Origin of the sequence: Aeromonas sp. S5(2024), assembly GCF_041403025.1 — a bacterium.
Taxonomy (GTDB): Bacteria; Pseudomonadota; Gammaproteobacteria; order Enterobacterales; family Aeromonadaceae; genus Aeromonas; species Aeromonas hydrophila.
Map to the genome: position 1 here is coordinate 658,912 of NZ_JBGLRI010000001.1, position 21,073 is coordinate 679,984.

Genomic DNA, 21,073 nt, shown 5'->3' on the forward strand with positions numbered 1-21,073 from the left:
ATATAGTGTATTCACCAAAGTTAGGTCTTGTTACTGTCCTTTATAATACACCTGAAGTTTTACCCGATTTTTTTAAAAGCATTGTATGTCAAAATTATAAAAATTTTATCCTCTATGTAATAGATAACAGCTCTAAACCCGAGTCACTTCGTCTGGCGCGAGAGTTGGCCTCTCAGTACGGTATTGAAACTACTTTCATCGACAATCAGGGCAGCAATGTCGGCGTGGCGGCCGGTAATAATCAGGGAATTAAAGCCGCTCTGGTGGATGGTTGCGAATATGTTTTGATCATCAACAATGATCTTCTTTTTGAGGCGCCAGATGTCTTTGACAAGTTGATGCAGGTGGCCATCAATGGGGAAAGCCTCGTCAGCCCGTTGATATTGAATTATCCAGAAGGCAAGCTTTGGTATGCCGGCGGACATTTCGATGAGTATCGGGCGTTGGCTCCTCATGATTACGCAGGGATGGATAAAGCAGCAGTAGCAAAATTTGATGAATATCATGCTTATGCACCCACCTGCTTTCTGATCGTGAATAGTGATGTGTTCAAGCAAGTCGGCATGATGGATGAACGCTATTTTGCTTATTATGATGATACCGACTTCCTGTATCGTGCTTATATTGCAGGTTATAAAGTAAAGCTCGAGCAGGATGTAGTGATATCACATAAAGTCAGCGTATCAACAGGGGGGGATTTGAGTTTCTTTGGAGCGTATCATCTGACCCGAAACAGAATTTATTTTGCTAAAAAGAATCTGCCTTTCCCAAAAAGAGAAATAAGTATTTCCTATACCGCCATCACTCGGTTGGGACGTATATTGCTTTCTGCTGGCGCAGTAAGACAGGGATTCATCAAGGGGCTGGTTGACGGCTTCAAAATGTAGTATGCATGTATGACACTATATCTGGTTCTGCTACTTTATATTCCTCTGATACTTCTCTCTATCTGCTCTGAAAAAGATGAAGGAATGTTGAAAGGAGCATTTTTATATATTCTCCTGTTCTTCATCTTGTTCCATATAGATGCCGGACCGGATCATCATGTATATCAGTGGGCCTATTATGAGCCACCATTCTCCATTCCCTTTGAGCCAGTCTTTGGTTTGCTGTTGGCTACTGCCAAGCTGTTTGGGCTCGACTACATAGAATTTTTAGTCGCTCTGAGACTGATTAGTTTTATTTTGTTTACGTATGCGTGTCTCAAACTGGACAAAACCAAATTCATATTTCTGATGGGACTGTACATTCCGATTTCGTTCATCACGTTTGAATTGAATTTGTTGCGCCAATCTTTATCTTTGCACTTTGGGCTGGTAGCCGTCTGTCTTTATCTCAAGAACAGAGACAAAACCTCTTATGCGTTCATGATACTGGCTGTCATGTCACACCTCTCTGCAATCGTGATGACCTTGATTTATTTGAACAAGATAAAGGCCAAAGTACTGGTTTTGTTAGGTATGGCGGGATTGATGATATTGATGCTTGCCTTGCCGGCGATCATGAGCAAAGTCAATGATTATCAGGCCTTGGGCGCGTTGAATATCCGTCTAGACGTAGCGACGCTGCAGTTGATAGTACTCATGATCTTGCCGTTCCTGTTCTTCAAAACTCAAGGTGGCTTGCTCCCGACCCTGCTCTATGTGGCTCTTTGCTTCATGACATTTATCCCTGTTTTGATCAGGCTGTATCCGATTGCTTTGTTGATCCTGTTGCCATCAATTGCCATGGCAAAAGGAAACAAGAAGATGACAACACTCTGTTTATTCGTTTGTATTTCTTTCTTCATGACTATAGGAAAGACATATTTGCTGTTGCAAGCCGACCAGCATGCCATTCAGGAGGGCACCTATCAGCATGGTTACACAAAATAAAAAAGTCATATTTGTTTCCATGTCGGGCCGCGACTCTGCCATGTGGTTTTCGTTTACCGGGCTGGCCCATGCGCTTGAAGAATACGATGTTTCTTTTGCATTTCCATCGTCTAATCCAGCAGCAGAAACTGAATATACAGAGCATCTTTTTTATTACAACTTGCGGAGTCCCATCAAGACCGCTCGTTCAGTATTAGCATTGGCGAGAGTGATCAATGAAAAATATGATCGTGTGGTCATCTTCTCACAAGGTATTTTCTCTGCCTATCTGACCATGTTGCTGAATAGGAGGGTTGAAGTCGTCGCTTGGGGTCATGAACTCATAAAGCATGTCGAGAGAGCCGGCTTTTTGCGGGGCATGAATTACTTTCTGTCAGATCGCGTCATGGCATTGAGAACTGCCAGAATGATAGTCGCTTCTGATGAGCTGGAATCGATAGCGGTCGCTTGCTACCCAAAGAAGAAAATAACCAAAACCTGTTTACCCATGTCGGGAGATTTTGCGTGCCTGGTTAACAAAGCCGACACTAAAGGTGAACGCACTCATGCCAGGCTGGAGATCCTTTTCTTTGGTGCCATCACATCCTACAAGGGGTTGGACATTCTGGGGCGGGTTCTCGATAAATTCAACGATGATGATATTCACTTGACCATCATGGGTAGAGGGGCGCTGGAAAAATATTCAGAGGGTCTTTATCTACGGGCCACACAGGGGCGAAATGTCACCTGGATTAATAAATTTGTTGATGCTGAAGAGGTCGTGGCTCAGTTGCATGTATCTGACTACATGTATTCGATGTATAGTTCCGTTACGGCGACATCACAAATAGACATCGCAAATGCATTTGGTGTTCCTGTGCTGGTGACGGATCTTCCATTTTTTAACAAAAAAATAAAACATGGCTGCAATGGGTATATTCTCAATGAACAGTCCCTGTATGTGCTGCTGCAAGAGAGAGTGGCTGGAAAACTGACCGGCTCTCGGGAAGAGGTTATTGCGCATTATAATCAGGCCGGTATCAACAAGTATTGTGTAGAAAATATAATAAAAGACGGGATTGTCTAGATCATGAAAAAATATATCCAGCACTATGGTCTCTGGGGATGTATTCGATTGATGGTAGAATACATCATCACCAGAGTGTGTTTTCGGAATGCTCGTCTGATCCGGCGGCCTTTTGAAATTAGGGGAGCATCAAGGATCCGCTTGGGGAGAGGATTTACCACCGGAAGATATTGCCGGCTGGAGGCTCATGGCTCAGATGGTATCAACCTGGACATAGGGTTGAATTGCCAACTCAATGATGCGGTTCATATTGCAGCAGCCGACAGTATTGTGATCGGTGATGATGTGTTGATCGCTAGCCGGGTGTTTATCACGGACCTCAATCATGGTAACTACAGCGGGGAAGAACACTCTCATCCTGATTCCATCAGCAGGGAGCGGACGCTGCATACCAAACCGGTTGTGATTGAGTCAAATGTGTGGCTTGGTGAGGGTGTAGTCGTGTTGCCTGGCGTCACAATTGGCAAGTCTTCCATCATCGGTGCAAATTCAGTAGTGTCCAGAGACATACCGGCAAATTCCATTGCGGTAGGTAATCCGGCAAGAGTGATTAAGCAGTTTGATTTCCAACGTGGGCAATGGGTGGCTGTTGATGCGAAGTAATGCTGGTGCCGTGTTGATATGCCCGGATTTTTTTGATTATAAAAATTTGCTTACGGCAGAGCTTGAACACCGTTACACATCGGTGCTCTCTTTTTCTGACCGGCCGAAATGCACCTCTTTAGCAAAGGCATTGATAAAATTCAATATTCTTGGATATGCCCATTTTGCTGCCAAAAAATATAGTGCTGAAATTTTAGACTCTATTGCTGACAAGCTTTCTGGCATCGCTGAAGTTATTATTGTCAAGGGGACTTGTGTCTCTCCTTGTCTGATCGAGAAAATTAAAAAAATCAATCCAAAAACAAGAGTGATCTGTTACAGCTGGGATTCCATTTCAAATATAAAGACGTTTCCTTTATTGGCAGTCAAAGCCGATGCGGCATATACATTTGATATCTCCGATTGCAAAAAGTACGGCTATGGCTATTTGCCATTGTTCTATTCGGATAAAAAACCCCACACTCATATTTTTGCCAAGAAATATAAATATAGTTTCATCGGCAGTTATCATGGTGATCGTGTAGCCGTCTTGCAACGCATCTTCTCCCATGAACATGATGCCTGTGTATATGTAAAAATATTTTTCCAGAGCAAATTGCAATTTGCATTTTACTATCTTCTCGATCCTGCCTTGCGCACTGCACCCAAAGAGTGGCTCACATTCAAGCCACTGACAAGGGGAGCAATTACTGATGTGGCTGAGCACAGTGAATATGTCATCGACATACATAATGCCAATCAAACCGGCCTCACCATGCGTACTTGGGAAACCTTGGGCGATGGGCATCAATTAGTAACGACGAATGCAGCAGTGCTCTGTCATGCAGACATGAGAGAGATTGTTGTCATTGACAGGAATACAGGAAAACGATGGTCTGATTCACAGTGTGCTCGGTACCTGGATGCGATGTCGAATTCCGCGCTGAGTGTAGATGCGTTGTCCATATCTACATGGCTTGATAACTTGTTGGCAAGAAGTGAAAATTAATATGGCTGTTATTCCCGTAATCATGGCTGGGGGCTCTGGCTCCAGGCTTTGGCCTATGTCTCGTGAGCATTTTCCAAAACAGTTCCTTAATTTGTATGGCAATAATTCAATGCTGCAAGAGACAGTAAACAGGCTTGCTGATATTGAATGTAGTGCTCCCCTGATCCTGTGTAATGAAAAGCATCGCTTTATTGTGGCAGAGCAACTTCGTCAGCTCGATATCCTTGCCAATAACATCATTCTGGAGCCGGCAGGACGAAATACTGCTCCGGCAATCGCGTTGGCTGCAATACAAAGCCTGAGAAATGTGGATGATGCGCATGACCCGATATTGCTGGTGTTGGCTGCAGATCACTTGATCAAGGATCAACAGGCATTTACCAATACAATCAACAGTGCCGTTCCGTTTGCCACGTCGGGCAAGCTGGTCACGTTCGGAATTGTTCCGAACGCACCGGAGACGGGGTACGGTTACATTCATCGCGGTAGTGAACTGGATGCCTCTCGGGATGAAGCAAAGGCATATTGTGTCAATCAATTCGTCGAAAAGCCCAATCTGGATGTTGCCAAGAGCTATCTGGCGAGTGGAGAGTATTACTGGAACAGTGGCATGTTTATGTTCAGTGCTCGCCGTTATCTTGCTGAGTTGAAACAGTCACGTCCTGATATATACGATGCATGCGTGGCTTCGATGAATGATGTCAGAAGTGATCTTGATTTTATCCGGATCAATAACGATGAATTCAAGCAATGTCCCAGTGACTCTATTGATTATGCCATTATGGAGAAAACCTCGGATGCGGTTGTCATCCCAATGGATGCTGGCTGGAATGATGTAGGTTCATGGTCATCCTTGTGGGAAATATCGGATAAAGATGCATGCGGCAATGTTAGCCGTGGCGATGTTATTTTGAGCGAAAGCCATAATAACTATGTTTCTGCTGAGTCCATCCTCGTCTCCACTATTGGCGTGGATAATCTGGTCATCATTCAAACAAAGGATGCCATCCTCGTTTCAAACAAGGACAAGGTGCAGGACGTCAAGTCGATAGTCGAAGAATTGAAACGCTGTGACCGCAAAGAATATAGCACTCATCGCGAGGTATATAGACCATGGGGTCAGTACGACTCAATTGATGACGGCAATGGCTATCAGGTCAAAAAAATATTGATCAGACCCGGCGAGCGTCTATCAACACAAATGCATCACCACAGAGCAGAGCACTGGATCGTGCTTTCAGGTACTGCGAAGGTGACCAATGCTGAACGTGAGTTTCTGATCACCGAAAACGAATCCACATTTATTCCAATAGGTGCAATACACTCCCTTGAAAACCCGGGCAAGGTTGACCTGGAGTTGATCGAGATCCGCTCCGGAAAATATCTCGATGAGGATGATATCATTCGCTTTAGTGATAAATATGGCCGAGTTGATGGGGGAGAAAAATGATGAAACAAGACTACCTTTTGAGCCGTGACGTGATCAAGCACAGTGGTATTGAATTTGGTACCAGTGGTGCACGAGGTCTTGTGACCGATTTTACAGTACCCGTGTGTTTTGCATTTACCTGTGCCTTCGTTGCCGTGATGAGGACTTCTTATCGCTTCAATCAGGTCGCGCTCGCCATCGATAACAGACCAAGCAGTTATGATATGGCAATGGCCTGTGCAACGGCCCTCGAGGCAATCGGATTGGAACCTGTCTATTACGGCGTTGTCCCGACACCTGCATTGGCTTACAAAGCTATGAATGACGGTATCCCCTGCATCATGGTGACCGGCAGCCATATTCCATTTGATCGCAACGGGCTTAAATTTTATCGTCCCGATGGCGAGATAACCAAGGGCGACGAACTGGCCATTATCTCTGCAGAAGAAACCTTTTGCGTTGCAGACAATCTGGTGAGCCTGGGTGCAAAAAATGATGCAGCCGAAGCCTACATCGCGCGCTATACATCGCTGTTCCAGCATGCACCGCTCACTGGTATGCGCCTTGGTATCTATGAGCACTCGAGTGCGGGGCGTGACCTCTATGCCGTGCTCTTTGCCGCATTGGGGGCCGAGGTCATTTCTCTTGAGCGAACCGAGACTTTTGTTCCCATCGATACAGAAGCCGTTTCCGAAGCTGATCAAGAGAAGGCCAGACAATGGTCCCATGAATATAATCTCGATGCGATTTTCTCGACAGATGGTGATGGTGACAGGCCCTTGGTGGCTGACGAGTCAGGCAACTGGTTGAGAGGTGACATATTGGGCCTGCTCTGTGCCGCCAATCTGGGTATTGAAGCAGTTGCTATTCCTGTCAGTTGCAATACTGCCGTCAGTGAATCCGGAAAATTTGCCAATGTAACCCATACCAAAATTGGTTCACCCTATGTTCTAGAAGCGTTTCCAATATTGAATGCTCAATATGGATCCGTGGCTGGTTTTGAAGCCAATGGTGGATTTCTGCTTGGTAGTCAGGTGACGTTCAATGGGCAAACTTTAGCTCCTTTGCCAACGCGGGATGCAGTATTGCCAGCCTTGATATTGTTTGTCAGTTCACGGACTTCCAGAATATCAGCATTGGTTGAGGCGCTGCCCAACAGATTTACCTGCTCTGACCGGCTCAAAGATTTTCCCAGAGAGAAAAGCAGAGAAATAATAGAGCTGGGGCAAACTGATATTGCCAAACTCATGCTGAAATTGCATTTTGATGAGTTTGAAATAATGTCGGTTGATCAAACTGACGGCTTGAGAATTTTATTTGTCGGAGGAGATGTATTGCATCTTCGACCTTCAGGCAATGCACCAGAGCTTCGCTGTTATGCCGAGTCTGATAGTGTGGAAGGCGCGAAGTCTATTGTGAATCAGTGTCTTGGTTATTTGCAAAAATAGATTTAAAATCGCTTTTGGAAAGCAATGTGCACAAACTTTAAGCTCATGGGGTAATACATTGAGTTATCAACGCCGTCACTCACGCTGGTATGAGCGTGTATTGTTCAGTCCTCCTTCTCTGTTTTTCTTGGGAGCCTTGCTTGCTGTGTGTTTGCCCGCCCTTGAGCGTTGGGGGTGGGGATTTTGGGAGTATCTCGATGCCGTCAGGGTCAATACCTTGGGTGGGGCTTTCATCGCCTTCCTGTTGACGGGAATCGTACTTTATCGGTTCCTGCGTTATCCCGGAGCAAGCCCCGTTGCCTATATGATCCCGACGGTGACAACTCTTTATGGGGCACTCGTAGGAGTCCTCTTCTTCCTGCGCCTGCCTTATAGCAGACAGGTTCTTTTCGAATCTTATGTAGTTGCACTGCTCTGCTGCTGGGTGGTCTACTTCATCGGCCGTCGTTACCGTACTCCCAAATATGCATTGCTCCCGTTCGGTGACTACCAGGCGCTCATGCATCACACCGGGGTTGAGTGGCGTCTGTTGGACAAACCTGATCTGGGGGCCATACGTTACGATGCCGTCGTGGCTGATTTGCGCGATGACAACCTGGCAGGGGAATGGGAACGTTTCCTGGCCCGTTGTGCATTGGCCCACATTCCTGTTTACCACATCAAGCAGATCAGTGAGACCCTGACGGGCAGGGTGAAGATTGATCATCTGCATGAAAATCAGCTCGGCTCTCTGCTGCCTTCTCCGGTCTATGCCTGTGTCAAACGGGGCCTTGACATACTGGCTGCCGTGATTGCCATACCACTGTTTTCACCATTGATGCTGGTCACTGCCGTGTTAATCAAGCTTGAAAGTCCGGGGCCGGTGATGTTTTTGCAAAACCGAGTAGGCAAGGGCAACCGGGATTTCAGGATTTATAAATTCCGCAGCATGTGTCAGAACTCCGAGCAGCACGGTGCTCAATTTGCGCAAGATGGGGACATGCGCGTCACCCGGGTGGGCAAGGTGATCCGCAAGTTACGCATTGATGAACTGCCTCAGTTCTTCAATGTGCTCAAGGGAGACATGAGCCTGATAGGCCCGAGACCGGAACAGCGCACTTTCGTGGACCAATTTGAACGGGAAATACCCTTCTACATGTATCGTCACATCGTACGACCCGGTATCAGTGGTTGGGCCCAGGTCGTGCATGGCTATGCAGCCGATGCCGATGACACCCGTATCAAGATCGAACATGATTTTTACTACATCAAGCATTTCTCCCTCTGGCTGGATGTTCTCATCGTGTTCAAAACGATTCGGACTATCCTGACCGGTTTTGGGGCTCGGTGATCCCGGATGAGGATCTTGTTGTTGGGGGCTCGTGGCCAGTTGGGACGAGCCCTTTTTTCTGCACTGCGCCGGACGTTTCCTCATTGGCAAGTAAATGCGCTTGGAAAGGAAGAGTGCGATATCACGATTCCGGATGTCTTGTGTAGCTGGATTGGTGCTTGCCGTCCCGATGTCATCATCAATTGTGCTGCCTATACGGCAGTCGATGAGGCGGAAAGTGAGCAGAAACTGGCCGACATGGCAAATCACCAGGCCTTGTTGTGTATGGCGAGGGAAGCCAGGAATGCGGGGGCGTTGCTAGTGCACTTCTCGACGGATTATGTATTTGACGGGACAGGGACTCGACCTTGGCTTGAAACTGATCAACCCAGACCTCTGAATGTCTATGGAATGAGCAAGTATGCTGGTGAACTGGCCATACAACGCCAGTGCTCACACCATCTGATTATTCGTACTGGCTGGTTGTACGGTGGGGAAGGCAGGCACTTTGCTCGTACCATTTTGGCACGTGCCATGCAAGGACAGGTACTTGCTGTGGTTGATGATCAGTGGGGGGCTCCGACCCGGGTTGATTGGCTGGCGAGAGCATCTGTATTGGCGCTGTCGCAAGTGTTGAATTCACCTAATAAGGCTGGGCTATACCATCTGGTGTGCCGGGGTGAGACAAGCTGGCATGGTTTTGCGTCGGCTCTGGTGAGCGAAGCCTATCGGTTAGGCAAGTTGAAAGATCAAGTGAGTATTGGTGCAATTTGCTCAGATGAATGGCCGCAACAGGCTCTTCGTCCTTTGAATTCGAGGCTTGATAGCCATCGCTTCTCAAGAGTGTTTGGCCTTGAGTTACCGTCGTGGCAAGAGCATATGAATGCGTGGCTGACGGAACTCAATATGTCAGACATGGATAATACATGATGAAGTATTGAGATTAATCTATTTATTGATGTGTTAAGTCTATGCAATAACACTTATTTATAAGATTGTCTCTGCAATATAGGTTTACATATATTTTCTTATATATTCTATCTGGGACAGGTTGGTGGTGATGTTTACTTCACTCAAGACAGGTTACGTCGCGTATTATTGGTGGCGCCAGATATTGCCGCAGGTGCATGTTTACCATCAACAGCATCTCGCCTTTTGACTGGCTATGACTAACTACCTGTTTTATTGATATAAAAGCTAAAGATAACGATGATGTCCCCTGATTTTACATTGTCTTTGTTCTAAAAGTGAGCAGCGCTGCGCACAGGAGCACAGATTGGCTGTCATATCTTCCACTTGAAAAAAATGTCTCCAACCAGTTTGATCCGAGACTGGCTATAACTTCATAACTGATAGAAAATACACTAGCGATCTGGAGGACCGTGATCGTAATGTGTCTTTACTGGAAGTCTTTCATATTCAGAGCTCAACATGAACAAACAGCAATTAGATGACTTGGATAGGAAGTTGCCGCAGGGTTGGCAGGCCACTTCTGGTAATGAGATTGATTTACATGAATTGTTTCTGGTGCTGTGGCGTCAGAAGATACAGATCCTGCTGATCACCGCAGTATTTGCTGTGGCCGGGATCGGTTATGCTTTGTTGGCCCCGCAGGTCTGGGTCAGCCAAGCCCAGATAAAACCCCCTTCACTGCAAGAAGTGGAATCGCTTGAACTCAGTGTCAATCAGCTGATTAACGCTCAGATACCTGCCGCCGTGTTTGGCCCCTTTGACAAAGGTGCTATTTATGGCGATTTCGTTAGCAATTTCAACAGTTTTAATAACAAACGCCAGTTTCTGATAGAAAAGGGCTATCTGGATATGGATGCAGCTGCATCCGGCATAGCTGACGATAAAGGGAAACGTGCCCTGCTCAGGAAAATAGTTGACGGGATCAGTGCGACCGCGTTGGATGCATCGAGTGGCAATATCACCCTTGCTTTTGGGGCTGCTACGGCCGCTGATGCGCTACAACGGCTGGAACAGTACATTGCTTTCATCCAGCAACAGGAGATTGCAGCGAAGAGCAAGGCGCTGGAGACCATCTGGCAAAACCGGATCAAGATCCTGTTGTCCCAGTATGACAGCATCAAGAGCGATACCCTGACACAGTTGCAGGATGACGTTGAGCGTACAGAATATAGTCTGCGCATCAGCCGTGCAGCCGGTATTGATACCCCGGTCGAGAACCTCAATGTGCGTGATGGATTCAATATCGAATGGGGTTCCCGTGCCCTTGCCGAGAAACTCATTGTATTGAAGGAGATCAAGAATCTCGAACTTCTGAATCCTGTCTTGAGCGGTTTACGTCTGCAACTCAACAGTCTGAAGGCCGTCAAGCTTGGGCAGCAATCATTCCAGTCTTTTACCTACTCCGCCTCCCCAAGCGAGCCCCTTAGCCGCGACAAACCCAAGCGTCCTCTGATCGTGGTGTTGGCCACCTTGCTCGGTGGCATGCTGGGGGTCGGTGTGGTTCTAGTGCGACATGCTTTTCGCCGGCCAGAGCAGGTATGATGACCAAATGAAATAAGTAACGGGGGCTATGGCCCCCTTTTTTTCGGTATTTTCGTCACGTCGCTGACTTATGAACAGGGCTTAACAACATAAAGGGGATCAAGGAAGATGGGCAATAAGGGTCTCTTTGCTGCCGTCTGCGCTCTGTACTGGCTGCTGGGCATGCATTTTTTCATGCACAACCCCGGTGGTGCCGGGCTCTATCTGCCGTTCAATGCCTGGGGCTGGATCTTCGCCAGCCTGGTCATCGGTCTAGGGCTGTGGCAGGTGACGCTGCAGCAGCGGCTGGTGTTCTCCTCTTTGCAGGGCTGCCTCTGGCTGGGGGCGTTGCTGCTGCTGCTACCCATGGCCTATCCCGGCTTTGACCTGAAAGACTATGCGATTCCCCGTTTGCTGGGGCTGTTTGCCGGTCTGCTGTTTCTGTTCTGTCTCTACCAGTGGCAGTTGGTGCGGGCGTCTCGTGACCGGCTGCTCTATCTGCTGCTGGGCGCGGTGGCCATCGAGGCGCTGCTCGGCCTGGTGCAGTACTACCTGCTGATCCCGGGTAACTGGCTGGGGTATGACACCCGCGCCAATCGCCCCTACGGCATCTTTCAACAACCCAATGTGATGGCGACCTTCATGGCGACCGGGCTTGTGCTGGCCAGCTGGCAGGAGCTGCGCGCTAATGCCAACCCCTGGCTCAAGGGGCTGCGCTATGGGGTGATCCTGGCGGCCAGCCTGCTGCTGGTTGCGCTGCAATCCCGGGTGGGGCAGTTGGGGGGGCTGCTGGCGCTGCTCCTGCTCGTGCCCGCATTGCATCGTCAGCGGCGGCTGGCGCAGGTACTGGGAGTGGTTGCAATCGGTGTCGGGCTGGGGATCGCCTCCCAGTACGGGATCAGCGGTGTCAAACGCGGGCTGGAGGCCTATCAGTCCGGCGGCATGCGTTCCATCTACTGGCCCTATGCCGCCAAGCTGATTGCCCAGTCTCCCTGGGTTGGCTGGGGTTACGGCAGCTTTGAAACCACCTTTTTGCACCACTACATGGCCGACAAGGCGCTGAACCCGGCCATGGTACAGATTGAATACAACCTCGATCACCCCCACAACGAATTCCTCTACTGGGCGGTGGAAGGGGGGCTGGCTCCCATGATCGGCATGGTGCTGATGGGCGGCGCTCTGTTGTGGCGCGTGAGCAAGGCCGGTTGGGTCAAGGGGGCGGCGCTGCTGGCGCTGGTGACCCCCATCCTGCTGCACACCCAGACCGAGTATCCGCTTTATCACGCCATCGCCCTGTGGTGGGCCCTGCTGCTGCTGGTGTATGTGCTGGATGCGGAAGTGGAAGAGGAGCTGCAAGCTTCGGGTCGTGCCAGCTGGCGCGAGTATGTCTATCGCCCCTGGTTGTTGCTGCGCTTCGTGGCCATCATCATTCCCCTGCTGGTGGTGCCCTTCATGCTGACCGCCATTCATACCGCCTGGGTGGTCACCAAGTACGAGCGCGGTGGCTACAAGGAGCCGACCCTGCTGCTCGATGTCGTCAATCCCATGGCCTGGTTGACCCGGGTCGAGTTTGACGTCAACTCGGTGCGGCTGATGGTGGGCTTGCAGGCCAACAATCACGCAGAGCTGGAGGCATATCTCGAGTGGGGCCAGGCGTTTGTGCGTCACACCCCGAGAGCCAACATCTACGCCAACATGGTGATCGCGCTGGATGCGCTGGGACGAAAAGAGGAGGCCCGGGTACTGCGCCGCGAGGCGCTGGCGCTCTACCCGGGTGATCCCTTGCTGACCGGCTCGGCCGCCACCTCCGTGGCCACGGCGCTGGAGCGCAAACCCTCGGCCTGATAGCAGCTGTCGAGGCCATGTGGGGCCGACAGGCTGCGCGATGTTTCATCAACTGCCCCATCGCCTCGCAAAAATGGCGGCCGCTGCTGGACGGCAGAGGCGCCATGGCTAAGATGGTGGCCTCAACGTCTTGTTCAGTAGGGAGTATGAAATGGAGTTAGTGCTTGGCCCGTTGGAGGCCCGCGTGATCGGCTGTCTGATCGAAAAAGAGATCTGCACCCCGGATCAATACCCCCTCTCTCTCAATGCGCTGGTCAATGCCTGCAACCAGAAGAGCAACCGCGAGCCGGTGCTGGAGTTGTCCGAGCTCGACATCCGGGCCGTGGTGGATGAGCTGATCCGCAAGCGGCTGGTGGTCAATACCGCCGGCTTCAATGCCCGGGTTCCCCGTTATCAGCACCGCTTCTGCAACACCGAGTTCGGCGAGCTTAAGTTCACGGCACAAGAGCTCGGCATTATCTGCGAACTGCTGCTGCGTGGCCCGCAGACGCCGGGAGAGCTGCGCTCGCGCACCAACCGCCTGTGCAGCTTCGACGACGTGACCCAGGTCGATGCCGTATTGGCCAAGCTCGCCGAGCAGGGGCCCTACGTGGTCAAGCTGCCACGCGAGCCGGGCAAGCGGGAGTCCCGTTACGCCCACCTGTTCAGTGGCGAAGTGGATCTGCAGGCGCTGGCCGAGGTTGCCCCCGCCGGCAGTTATGCCTCGCCCGCGGCGGATCGACTGACGGCGCTGGAGGAAGAGGTCGAGAGTCTCAAGGCGCAGCTGCAGCTGTTGGCCGAGCGTCTGGCGCAGCTGGAAGGCTGACGTGCTGGCAATATGTGCATCAAGAGGCGCCCAGGCGCCTTTTTTTGTGCGCTTTTTCTGTCATCTCCATCCGGTGAACCCCATGGCCTCGCCTTGCCCCAAGCCCGCCCCTGACGGGGATGCCGCAGCTTTTTTGCGTTATTTCGTCGTTAAGGGTCGAGCCGCCGTCGCTTTCCCGTTAAAATTCCGCTTTTGCACCTGCCCGTGAGTCTCGATGTCTGCGTCCACTCTCTCTTCAGATTGTTATGCCCTGCTCGGTGAGCTGCAGTTGCAGCGCACCGCCAGTACCCACTATTTGCAAGAACAGCTGCCGCTTGGGCAGGCCCTGCTCGACAAGTTGAGTGAGTTGCAACTGCTGGGGCTGGTGCGGCTGCGTGGGGAACAACAGTGGAGTCTGACGGCAGAGGGAACCCTGGCGTTGATCCTGGCGGTGCGCCGCGGCGATTGTCCCATGCCCAACTGGGCGCGGGTGCCATCGGTCACCGGCCAGGAGATGGCGCAGGCGCTGGTGCGTGAGCTCTGTCTGGGAGAGGCCGGGCAAGTGCCTGCTTACTATCTGGCGGCCGATCTGCTGAGCCTGCTCGATCTGCCCGATGCCCACCGGTTGCTGGCAGGCTCGAGCCCCCAGTGGCAGCGGCTGATGCTGCAGCACTTCGCCCTGCAAACGCTATTGGATGCCGAGCCCCATGAGCAGTGGCCGCTGGCCCAGGCGGCCGGAGAGTGTGCCGCCGAGCTGGCCAGGCTGATCGACGGCTTTGCGGCCGAGTGGCAGTGGCTCTGTGGCGAGCTGAGCGGGAAAGCAAACACTCACTGGCCCGCCCTGCAACATCTGGCAGAGCAGGGGGGAGAGCAGCCCCTGGCCGAGCGGCTGCTGGCAGCGCTTGGGGCTTGGCAGGCGCAGGAAGGGCAAGAGGATGGGCAGGGTAAGTGGCCACTGACCTTCAGTGCCTTGCTCTGGCTTGGCTGGTTGCAGCAGACCGATCCCGTGCTCGCCAGCGAGCAGCGCAAGAAGTGGCAGCGCAGCCTGGCCAACCAGTTTCCGCTGCTGGCGGATCTGCTGGGGCAGTGGGCGGGTGATCGCCACGGCCAGGCGGTCGGGCTGTTCGACACCCTGCAATTGCCGCCGGAAGAGCTGCACTGGGGCTACCTCTGGCTCGATCTCTGCGCCCTTGCCCGGCATGGGGAGCAGAGCCCCCAGGTGGCCATCCTGCACAAATGGGATCTCTCCCACGTGCTGGAGGCTGCGCCCCGCCACCGGTTGATGGCCTTCTGTCAGGATCTGCTGCGGCTGTTGCTGGGGCAGGGGGCGCAGCAGCCGCCGCTGCAGCAACTGCGCGCCGCCAGCGGCGAGCAGGAGGTCGACGAGCAAGACACCGAGGACAAGACGCCCGCCTCCGCCAGCTGGCTCAACTGGCTGCAGGGGCTGGGACGCGCCAGCGGCGTGCGCAAGCCGCAGGAGCGGCTGGTCTGGCTGCTGCATGCGGAAGGGCCCGAACTCGAGTGCAAGATCCAGAAACAGAGCACCAAGGGAGAGTGGACTGCCGGTCGCCGGGTCGATCCCACCCTGCTCTCCACCCAGTACGCCAACCTGCTCGACGAGGAGGACTGGGCGCTGGTTCGCACGCTGCCACGCACGCTGGGGCGATTGCCGCGCGAGGTGTGGGCCCCGCTTGCCAACCATTCCCGCCTGTTCAATGCCAGAGGGCAGAAGCTGCAGCTGGCCATCACGGCACCCTTGCTGCAGATAGTGGCCACTGAGCAGGGCATGAGCGCCGTGCTGAGCCCGGCTGCCGCGGCGCGAGGGGCTCACATACTGCCGCTGGCGCAGGATCTGTGGCAGCTCATCCTCACCCCGCAGCCGCTGCTCGACCGGCTGCCCGCGCTGGAGGCCATTCCGCTGCTGCCGGCCGAGGGGCTGGCGGAGCTGCAGCATACCCTGGACGCCATTGCGGGGTTGCCCTGGCACAGCCAGGTGGCGGGCCTGCACGGCAATGCCGAGCTGGCTCCCTGGCCCGGCGTGGCCTCGGTTCAGCTCGACTGGCAGGATGGCCAGCTGGCGGTCCGGCTGGTGACCCGGTTCGATGACTTGCCGCCGCAGCCCCTTGGCAAGGGCGAGGCCATCGTGCGCCAGGGGATCAAGGATTATCACTACTGGCAGCGGGACCTGGCGGCCGAGAAGGGCGAGGCCCAGCGGCTGCGCAACCAGTTGCCCATCGAGTTGCCCGGCAGCGAGTGGCGCCTCGAGGGAGAGCAGGCACTGGCGCTGGTCAACGCCCTGCCGGAGCTGGTGGATGCCGGCGTGGTCATTCACTGGCATCAGGACAGCGCACGTCTGAAGAGCCTCGATGAAGCCGCCCTGAGCCTGCGGATCGAGCGGCGCCAGGATTGGTTCCAGGTGGAGGGGGCGCTCTCGCTTGATGAGCACCAGATCCTCGACCTGCGCCTCATCCTGCGCCAGCTGACCCCGGGTCAGCGCACCGTTCAGCTGGACGAGAAGACCAGCCTGATGTTGAGCGACAAACTGGTGGAGCGGCTCACCATGCTGGGCGCCATGCTCGACGAAGAGCAGCGCATCAATCACAAGCTGGCCTACCCGCTGACCCGCCTGCTCTCCGTCATCACCACCGAGGGAGATGCCGCCTGGCACTCCCTGCAACAGGAGTGGCAGCAGGAGGTGGAGTGCCCGGCCGAGCTGATGGGGCCGCTGCGTGATTATCAGAAGGAGGGGGTACGCTGGCTGGCGACCCTGGCCCACCATGGCTTTGGCGCCTGTCTGGCCGACGACATGGGCCTTGGCAAGACGCTGCAGGCGCTCATCGTGCTGCGCATGCGCCAGCATCTGGGCCCGGCGCTGGTGGTGGTACCCAAGTCAGTGGTCACCAACTGGCAGGAGGAGGTCGCGCGCTTTGCTCCCGAGCTGGAGGTGGTGGTGTTCGACAACCCGTCCGAGCGGGAAGGGATGATCCGCGAAGCCAAGGCGGGCCAGATCATCCTGCTCAACTACGGCATGCTCGGCAGTCTGGCGGAGGCGCTCAAGGCCCGCCGCTGGTCCTCCATGGTGCTGGATGAGGCGCAGCAGATCAAAAATGCCGGTACCCAGCGGGCCAAGCTGCTGTTCCAGCTGGACGGCGATTTTCGGCTTGCCCTCTCCGGCACGCCCATCGAGAACCACCTGGGGGAGCTGTGGAGCCTGTTCACCTTCATCAACCCCGGTCTGCTCGGCAGCCTGGGCGAGTTCAAGCGCCGCTTCGGCAAGGCGGTGAAGGATCCCCAGCACATGGCCCTGCTGCGGGCGGTGATCAGCCCCTTCATCCTGCGCCGGCTCAAGCAGCAGGTGCTGACCGAGCTGCCGGACAAGACCGAGATCATTCATCACATCAGCCTCTCCCCCGAAGAGCGTCAGCTCTACGAGGCAACCCGGCGCGAAGTGGTGCAGCAGGTACAAAGTGCCGACGGCCGCGCCCTGATGCACGTGCTGAGCGGGCTGACCCGGCTGCGCCGGCTCTGCTGCTCGCCCCAGCTGGTGATGCCGGAGTGGTCCCAGGCCAGCAGCAAGCTGGACGAGGCGATGGCGCTGCTGGAGGAGGCCATCGGCAATGGTCATCGGGTGCTGGTGTTCAGCCAGTTCGTCGATCTGCTGAGCCTGTTGCGGGCCCGCATCGAGCAGCAGCAGTGGGACTACTGCTATCTGGATGGCGGCTGCTCGGCCAAGTCACGGCAGGAGTCCATCCTGCGTTTTCGCCACGAGGCGGTGCCGCTGTTTCTGATCAGCCTCAAGGCGGGGGGCACAGGCCTCAACCTCACCCAGGCCGATACCGTGTTGCACCTGGATCCCTGGTGGAATCCGGCGGTGGAAGATCAGGCGAGCGATCGGGCCCACCGCATGGGGCAGACCCAGCCGGTGACCGTCTATCGCCTGGTGTGCGAGCAGACGGTGGAGGAGAAGATCGTCGCCCTGCACGATGAGAAGCGGGCGCTGGCCGACGGCCTGCTGAGCGGCCAGTCGGAAGTGCGCGGGCTGGATGTGGAGAGCCTGCGGGCCCTGCTGATGAGCTGACCGCGATCAGCTGACTCGGGCTACAGACAAGGGGAGCATCCAGTGATGCTCCCCTTGTTGTTTGGTACGTGCTGTTTGGCTTGCCGTTTGGCGCACGTGACGCCTTGGCGAGGCCGCACAACCGCTCGTGCCGGTTATCCCTGATAGAGGTAGAGATGCAGCCGCTCTATGATGGGCTCGCCGCCAATTTTGCGATCCCGCCGGGCCTGGCGCAGCTTGGGCGGGTAGTGGCCAAGGTGGGTGACGGCGGGCTGGGTGTCCGAGCAGAGCAGCAGGGGCAGGCTCGCCTTGAGCTGCTGCTTGCGAGGCTCCCGGTCCTGCCAGAGCAGGTTGATCATCGGGTGGGTCTTGACCGGCCGGCGGATCCTGAGCTCTGCGTCCGCAGGCAGACGGCGGATGTCGTACACCTCCTGATCCACCATCTTGCTCCACTCCTCATTGTTCGACAGCGCCGGAATATAACGGCGGCTGCGCTCCAGCATCTCCAGCACCTGCTCCCGGCTGAGCCGACTGATGCTCTGCTTGTCAGCCCAGGTGAAGCCGAGCGAGTGCAGCTCTCCCTCAAGCCAAGTCAGCTTGCGATAGACCTGCAGGGTAATGACCCCGGGCAGCGCCCTGTGCACCAGCTCGAACTTCTCATCCCGCCCGCCCGCCTGCTGCACCAGTGCCTTGAAGGCGAGCTTGCACCCGTTGACCTCGTCGATCAGCGGTCGCAGCAGGGGCGCACAGGCGGCAGGAAAGCGCAGCCAGCCCGGCAGGCGGTGGGTGGCCTTGGTGGAGCAGCCGGCGCGGGCGCTGTGATCCCGATAGGCGCTGAGGGTCGCGGTCAGTGCGGCCTCCTCGCCCAGATAGCCCACCTCGATCTGCTCGATGGGCTCATGCTCCTGCCCTTGCGGTACGGCGGGCAGGGGATAGACGTGGGCCTCCAGCAACTCAAGCTGTTCCAACTGCGCGGCCAGGCTGTCCAGCGCCTGTTCAAGCCGCTCCATCTGCTGGCGCAAGGCGGCTGTGGGGGTAAATGTCTCCATCGGCATGTCCTGTGTTTGCCTCTGTCAGTCCTGGTGAACGGGCTGAACGTAGGGCAGTGAAAGCACTGTATAAATAACCATATCAGCCTGCGGCATGGGTGCCAAGTGCCTGCGTTCCGGGGAGTTGGAGAGGGACAAAAGATCGGAGTCATTCGAAGGTGACGTCTTTGTATCTAGCTGTTAATAAAGGATCAATAAAAGATCACTTGGTTAACAACTGAATGTAAAGGCCAGGTTGCCCACCTTGCTTGTGCCCACAGTGAATGCATAGCCAGTAGAGGAAACTGCATAGTTAGAAGGGATCCATGCAGGAGAATATGCTGCAGGGTATTCTGTACAGGCGAAAAGACGATTAAGTTGTTATTAATCAATGTGTTATGTTCATGCTCATGACGACATCAACCATTAGTTTTAATAATGTCTGCTATCAAAATTCGTCAATTGAGTCGGCTACCCCCCCTGACTAAGCTTTGCGCAACAAATTCGCACCCCGCGCAGACATCGTAAAGAGGAGCCACATCATGGCCAACATGACTTATACCGAAGCCGGTTACCAGCATTCCAGCCAACTGAATCTGGCTGCTCGCGTCAAAATGACCGTACTGACCTGGCTGGAACGCAGCCGCAGCCGTCGCCAGCTCTCCGAGCTGCCCGAGTACCTGCTCAAGGACATCGGTCTGAACGAAGCCGATCGTTATCAAGAGACCACCAAGCCGTTCTGGCGTGGTTGATCTGCCGGGCAAGGATGCCTCGTTTTACTGCTGACTCACTGTTGCCAGCCAGCGCTGCCATGGCGTGATATATGGCCCCGTTTGCCTGGGCCCGCTCTCTGCGTTGTACCCGTTTCCCTCTCTCACGGCCTGTAGCCGACCCCTTTTGTTCCCTCGTGCTGTTCCTCCCTTTCACACTTGTAACATTACTGTTTGAATTTGTTTAAAAATTGATTTTAAGCCCGAGGGCCTTGCGTATAATCCGGCCAAGCGTTCCTGACAAAAGGGTGAGATGGATGATTCCCCAGCATGACTTTTTGGCCCTGACTCGCCGCCACGAGTGGCAGCTTGAGCCGTTCTTGTTTGATCTGCCGGATGGTGCTCGTGCGAGTGTGTGGGATACGGGGGTGCTCTGCCTGGAGCCTGCCAGCGGTGCCGGCGGCCTGCCGGGTGGGCGCAAGGATATCGTGCTCTCCTGCGGCATCCACGGCAACGAGACGGCCCCCATCGAGATCTGCAACCAGCTGCTGAGCCGCCTGCTCAGTGGCGAGCTCAGGGCCCGTCACCGGGTGCTGTTCCTGTTCGGCAACCCGGCGGCCATGAACCTGGGCGTGCGCGAAGTGGAGGAGAACATGAACCGGCTCTTCTCCGGCGCTCACAGCAAGGGGGAGGGGCTGTGCAATCAGGAGCGGATCCGCGCCATGCGCCTCGAGCAGTATGTGAGCCGCTTCTTTGCCGATCCGGCCAGACCGCGCTACCACTACGACCTGCACACCGCCATTCGCGGCTCGCGTCACGAGAAGTTTGCCGTCTATCCTTTCCCCCACGAGCGGCCCCATTGCAAGGAGCAGGTGCAGTTTCTCGGTGCCTGCGGCGTGCGCACCATTCTGCTCTCCAGCGGCCCCACCACCACCTTCAGCTATTACAGCTCCCACCGCCACGGTGCTCACGCCTTCACGGTGGAGCTGGGCAAGGTGCGCCCGTTTGGCGAGAACGACATGACCCGTTTCATCGAAACCCGGCAGGCGCTGCAGGATCTGGTGACCCGGGACGAGGTGGTGCTGGAGCCCTGGCGGGCGGATGACTTCACCATCTTTGCCATCGACCGGGTGATCAACAAGCGCTCGGAGCAGTTTCGTTTCCTGTTTGCCAGCGATGTGGACAATTTCACCGAATTTCCCCAGGGTTTCGTGCTGGCCGAGGATGGCGAGCTGCGCTACACGGTAGAGAAACCGCGGGAGGCAGTGGTGTTCCCCAACGCCAACGTGGCCATCGGCCAGCGTACCGTGTTGCTGGTGGTGCCGACCCGGCTGTGGGAGTAACCCGGCGCCACTTCTTATGGCAATGGCAGGCTGCCACCGGCATTGCAGGGCGTGCAGCCCTTTTCGGGAGCCTTGAGCGATCCCGTCCCCATCCTC

At 54.5% G+C, this 21,073-nt stretch carries 16 protein-coding genes; 15 read left to right on the forward strand and 1 reads right to left on the reverse strand.

All coding sequences use genetic code 11. From position 1 onward, the window contains the following. The first annotated feature begins 5 nt into the window (after positions 1 to 5). The 13 genes from ACB032_RS02985 (at position 6) to ACB032_RS03045 (ending at position 17,917) form a co-directional block, all read left to right on the forward strand. Positions 6 to 887, forward strand: a complete 882-nt coding sequence (locus ACB032_RS02985; RefSeq protein ID WP_371137315.1) for a glycosyltransferase family 2 protein — start codon at positions 6 to 8, stop codon at positions 885 to 887. 84 nt (positions 888 to 971) lie between these two features. Then, the gene (locus ACB032_RS02990; protein ID WP_371137316.1) at positions 972 to 1,874 is read left to right on the forward strand and encodes an EpsG family protein; all 903 of its coding nucleotides are present in this window, start codon (positions 972 to 974) and stop codon (positions 1,872 to 1,874) included. After that, positions 1,858 to 2,940: a glycosyltransferase gene (locus ACB032_RS02995; RefSeq protein WP_371137317.1), complete on the forward strand. Its 1,083-nt coding sequence runs from the start codon at positions 1,858 to 1,860 to the stop codon at positions 2,938 to 2,940. Before ACB032_RS02990 ends, ACB032_RS02995 begins: the two co-directional genes overlap by 17 nt. 3 nt (positions 2,941 to 2,943) lie before the next feature. Further along, on the forward strand, positions 2,944 to 3,543 hold the full coding sequence (locus ACB032_RS03000) for a DapH/DapD/GlmU-related protein (protein WP_080602770.1): 600 nt from the start codon (positions 2,944 to 2,946) through the stop codon (positions 3,541 to 3,543). Beyond that, positions 3,533 to 4,531 (forward strand): hypothetical protein, encoded by a 999-nt coding sequence (locus ACB032_RS03005; RefSeq protein WP_371137318.1) that lies wholly within the window; start codon positions 3,533 to 3,535, stop codon positions 4,529 to 4,531. The genes ACB032_RS03000 and ACB032_RS03005 overlap by 11 nt, the downstream gene beginning before the upstream one ends. Position 4,532: 1 nt before the next feature. Then, positions 4,533 to 5,981: a mannose-1-phosphate guanylyltransferase/mannose-6-phosphate isomerase gene (locus ACB032_RS03010; protein ID WP_371137319.1), complete on the forward strand. Its 1,449-nt coding sequence runs from the start codon at positions 4,533 to 4,535 to the stop codon at positions 5,979 to 5,981. Beyond that, on the forward strand, positions 5,981 to 7,408 hold the full coding sequence (locus tag ACB032_RS03015) for a phosphomannomutase (RefSeq protein ID WP_371137320.1): 1,428 nt from the start codon (positions 5,981 to 5,983) through the stop codon (positions 7,406 to 7,408). The genes ACB032_RS03010 and ACB032_RS03015 overlap by 1 nt, the downstream gene beginning before the upstream one ends. A gap of 58 nt (positions 7,409 to 7,466) precedes the next feature. Further along, the gene (locus ACB032_RS03020; protein ID WP_026080409.1) at positions 7,467 to 8,738 is read left to right on the forward strand and encodes a sugar transferase; all 1,272 of its coding nucleotides are present in this window, start codon (positions 7,467 to 7,469) and stop codon (positions 8,736 to 8,738) included. A gap of 6 nt (positions 8,739 to 8,744) precedes the next feature. After that, positions 8,745 to 9,647 (forward strand): dTDP-4-dehydrorhamnose reductase, encoded by a 903-nt coding sequence (gene rfbD / locus ACB032_RS03025; protein ID WP_371137321.1) that lies wholly within the window; start codon positions 8,745 to 8,747, stop codon positions 9,645 to 9,647. Positions 9,648 to 10,148: 501 nt separating this feature from the next. After that, positions 10,149 to 11,231, forward strand: coding sequence for an LPS O-antigen chain length determinant protein WzzB (locus ACB032_RS03030; RefSeq protein ID WP_371137322.1), 1,083 nt, complete (start codon positions 10,149 to 10,151; stop codon positions 11,229 to 11,231). Between the two features lie 108 nt (positions 11,232 to 11,339). Beyond that, positions 11,340 to 13,055 carry a Wzy polymerase domain-containing protein gene (locus tag ACB032_RS03035; protein ID WP_371137323.1) on the forward strand — a complete coding sequence of 572 codons (1,716 nt, stop codon included), beginning with the start codon at positions 11,340 to 11,342 and terminating at the stop codon, positions 13,053 to 13,055. A gap of 151 nt (positions 13,056 to 13,206) precedes the next feature. Then, entirely contained in the window at positions 13,207 to 13,860 is a 654-nt protein-coding gene (locus ACB032_RS03040; protein ID WP_016351342.1) for a YceH family protein, read from the forward strand. A gap of 214 nt (positions 13,861 to 14,074) precedes the next feature. Further along, the gene (locus tag ACB032_RS03045) at positions 14,075 to 17,917 is read left to right on the forward strand and encodes a DEAD/DEAH box helicase (RefSeq protein ID WP_371137324.1); all 3,843 of its coding nucleotides are present in this window, start codon (positions 14,075 to 14,077) and stop codon (positions 17,915 to 17,917) included. A 134-nt stretch (positions 17,918 to 18,051) separates the two neighbouring features. On the opposite strand, the gene ACB032_RS03050 is transcribed toward ACB032_RS03045, so the two are convergent. Then, a complete protein-coding gene (locus ACB032_RS03050) occupies positions 18,052 to 18,945 on the reverse strand; it encodes a DNA replication terminus site-binding protein (RefSeq protein WP_323898927.1) in 894 nt (297 codons plus the stop codon). Positions 18,946 to 19,466: 521 nt separating this feature from the next. Between ACB032_RS03050 and ACB032_RS03055 the strand changes: the two genes are divergently transcribed. Both ACB032_RS03055 and astE read left to right on the forward strand, forming a co-directional pair. Beyond that, positions 19,467 to 19,676, forward strand: coding sequence for a DUF1127 domain-containing protein (locus ACB032_RS03055; RefSeq protein ID WP_011706670.1), 210 nt, complete (start codon positions 19,467 to 19,469; stop codon positions 19,674 to 19,676). Positions 19,677 to 19,951: 275 nt separating this feature from the next. Beyond that, positions 19,952 to 20,977, forward strand: a complete 1,026-nt coding sequence (gene astE / locus ACB032_RS03060; protein WP_371137325.1) for a succinylglutamate desuccinylase — start codon at positions 19,952 to 19,954, stop codon at positions 20,975 to 20,977. Positions 20,978 to 21,073 lie beyond the last annotated feature (96 nt).

Excerpts from the sequence above, each read along its gene's own strand:
- ACB032_RS03010 (WP_371137319.1), top strand. The coding sequence starts at position 4,533 with ATGGCTGTTATTCCCGTAATCATGGCTGGGGGCTCTGGCTCCAGGCTT.
- ACB032_RS03000 (WP_080602770.1), top strand. The coding sequence starts at position 2,944 with ATGAAAAAATATATCCAGCACTATGGTCTCTGGGGATGTATTCGATTG.
- astE (WP_371137325.1), top strand. The coding sequence starts at position 19,952 with ATGATTCCCCAGCATGACTTTTTGGCCCTGACTCGCCGCCACGAGTGG.
- ACB032_RS03050 (WP_323898927.1), bottom strand. The coding sequence starts at position 18,945 with ATGGAGACATTTACCCCCACAGCCGCCTTGCGCCAGCAGATGGAGCGG.
- ACB032_RS02995 (WP_371137317.1), top strand. The coding sequence starts at position 1,858 with ATGGTTACACAAAATAAAAAAGTCATATTTGTTTCCATGTCGGGCCGC.
- rfbD (WP_371137321.1), top strand. The coding sequence starts at position 8,745 with ATGAGGATCTTGTTGTTGGGGGCTCGTGGCCAGTTGGGACGAGCCCTT.
- ACB032_RS03030 (WP_371137322.1), top strand. The coding sequence starts at position 10,149 with ATGAACAAACAGCAATTAGATGACTTGGATAGGAAGTTGCCGCAGGGT.
- ACB032_RS03035 (WP_371137323.1), top strand. The coding sequence starts at position 11,340 with ATGGGCAATAAGGGTCTCTTTGCTGCCGTCTGCGCTCTGTACTGGCTG.
- ACB032_RS03040 (WP_016351342.1), top strand. The coding sequence starts at position 13,207 with ATGGAGTTAGTGCTTGGCCCGTTGGAGGCCCGCGTGATCGGCTGTCTG.
- ACB032_RS02990 (WP_371137316.1), top strand. The coding sequence starts at position 972 with ATGTTGAAAGGAGCATTTTTATATATTCTCCTGTTCTTCATCTTGTTC.
- ACB032_RS03005 (WP_371137318.1), top strand. The coding sequence starts at position 3,533 with ATGCGAAGTAATGCTGGTGCCGTGTTGATATGCCCGGATTTTTTTGAT.
- ACB032_RS03055 (WP_011706670.1), top strand. The coding sequence starts at position 19,467 with ATGGCCAACATGACTTATACCGAAGCCGGTTACCAGCATTCCAGCCAA.
- ACB032_RS03045 (WP_371137324.1), top strand. The coding sequence starts at position 14,075 with ATGTCTGCGTCCACTCTCTCTTCAGATTGTTATGCCCTGCTCGGTGAG.
- ACB032_RS03015 (WP_371137320.1), top strand. The coding sequence starts at position 5,981 with ATGAAACAAGACTACCTTTTGAGCCGTGACGTGATCAAGCACAGTGGT.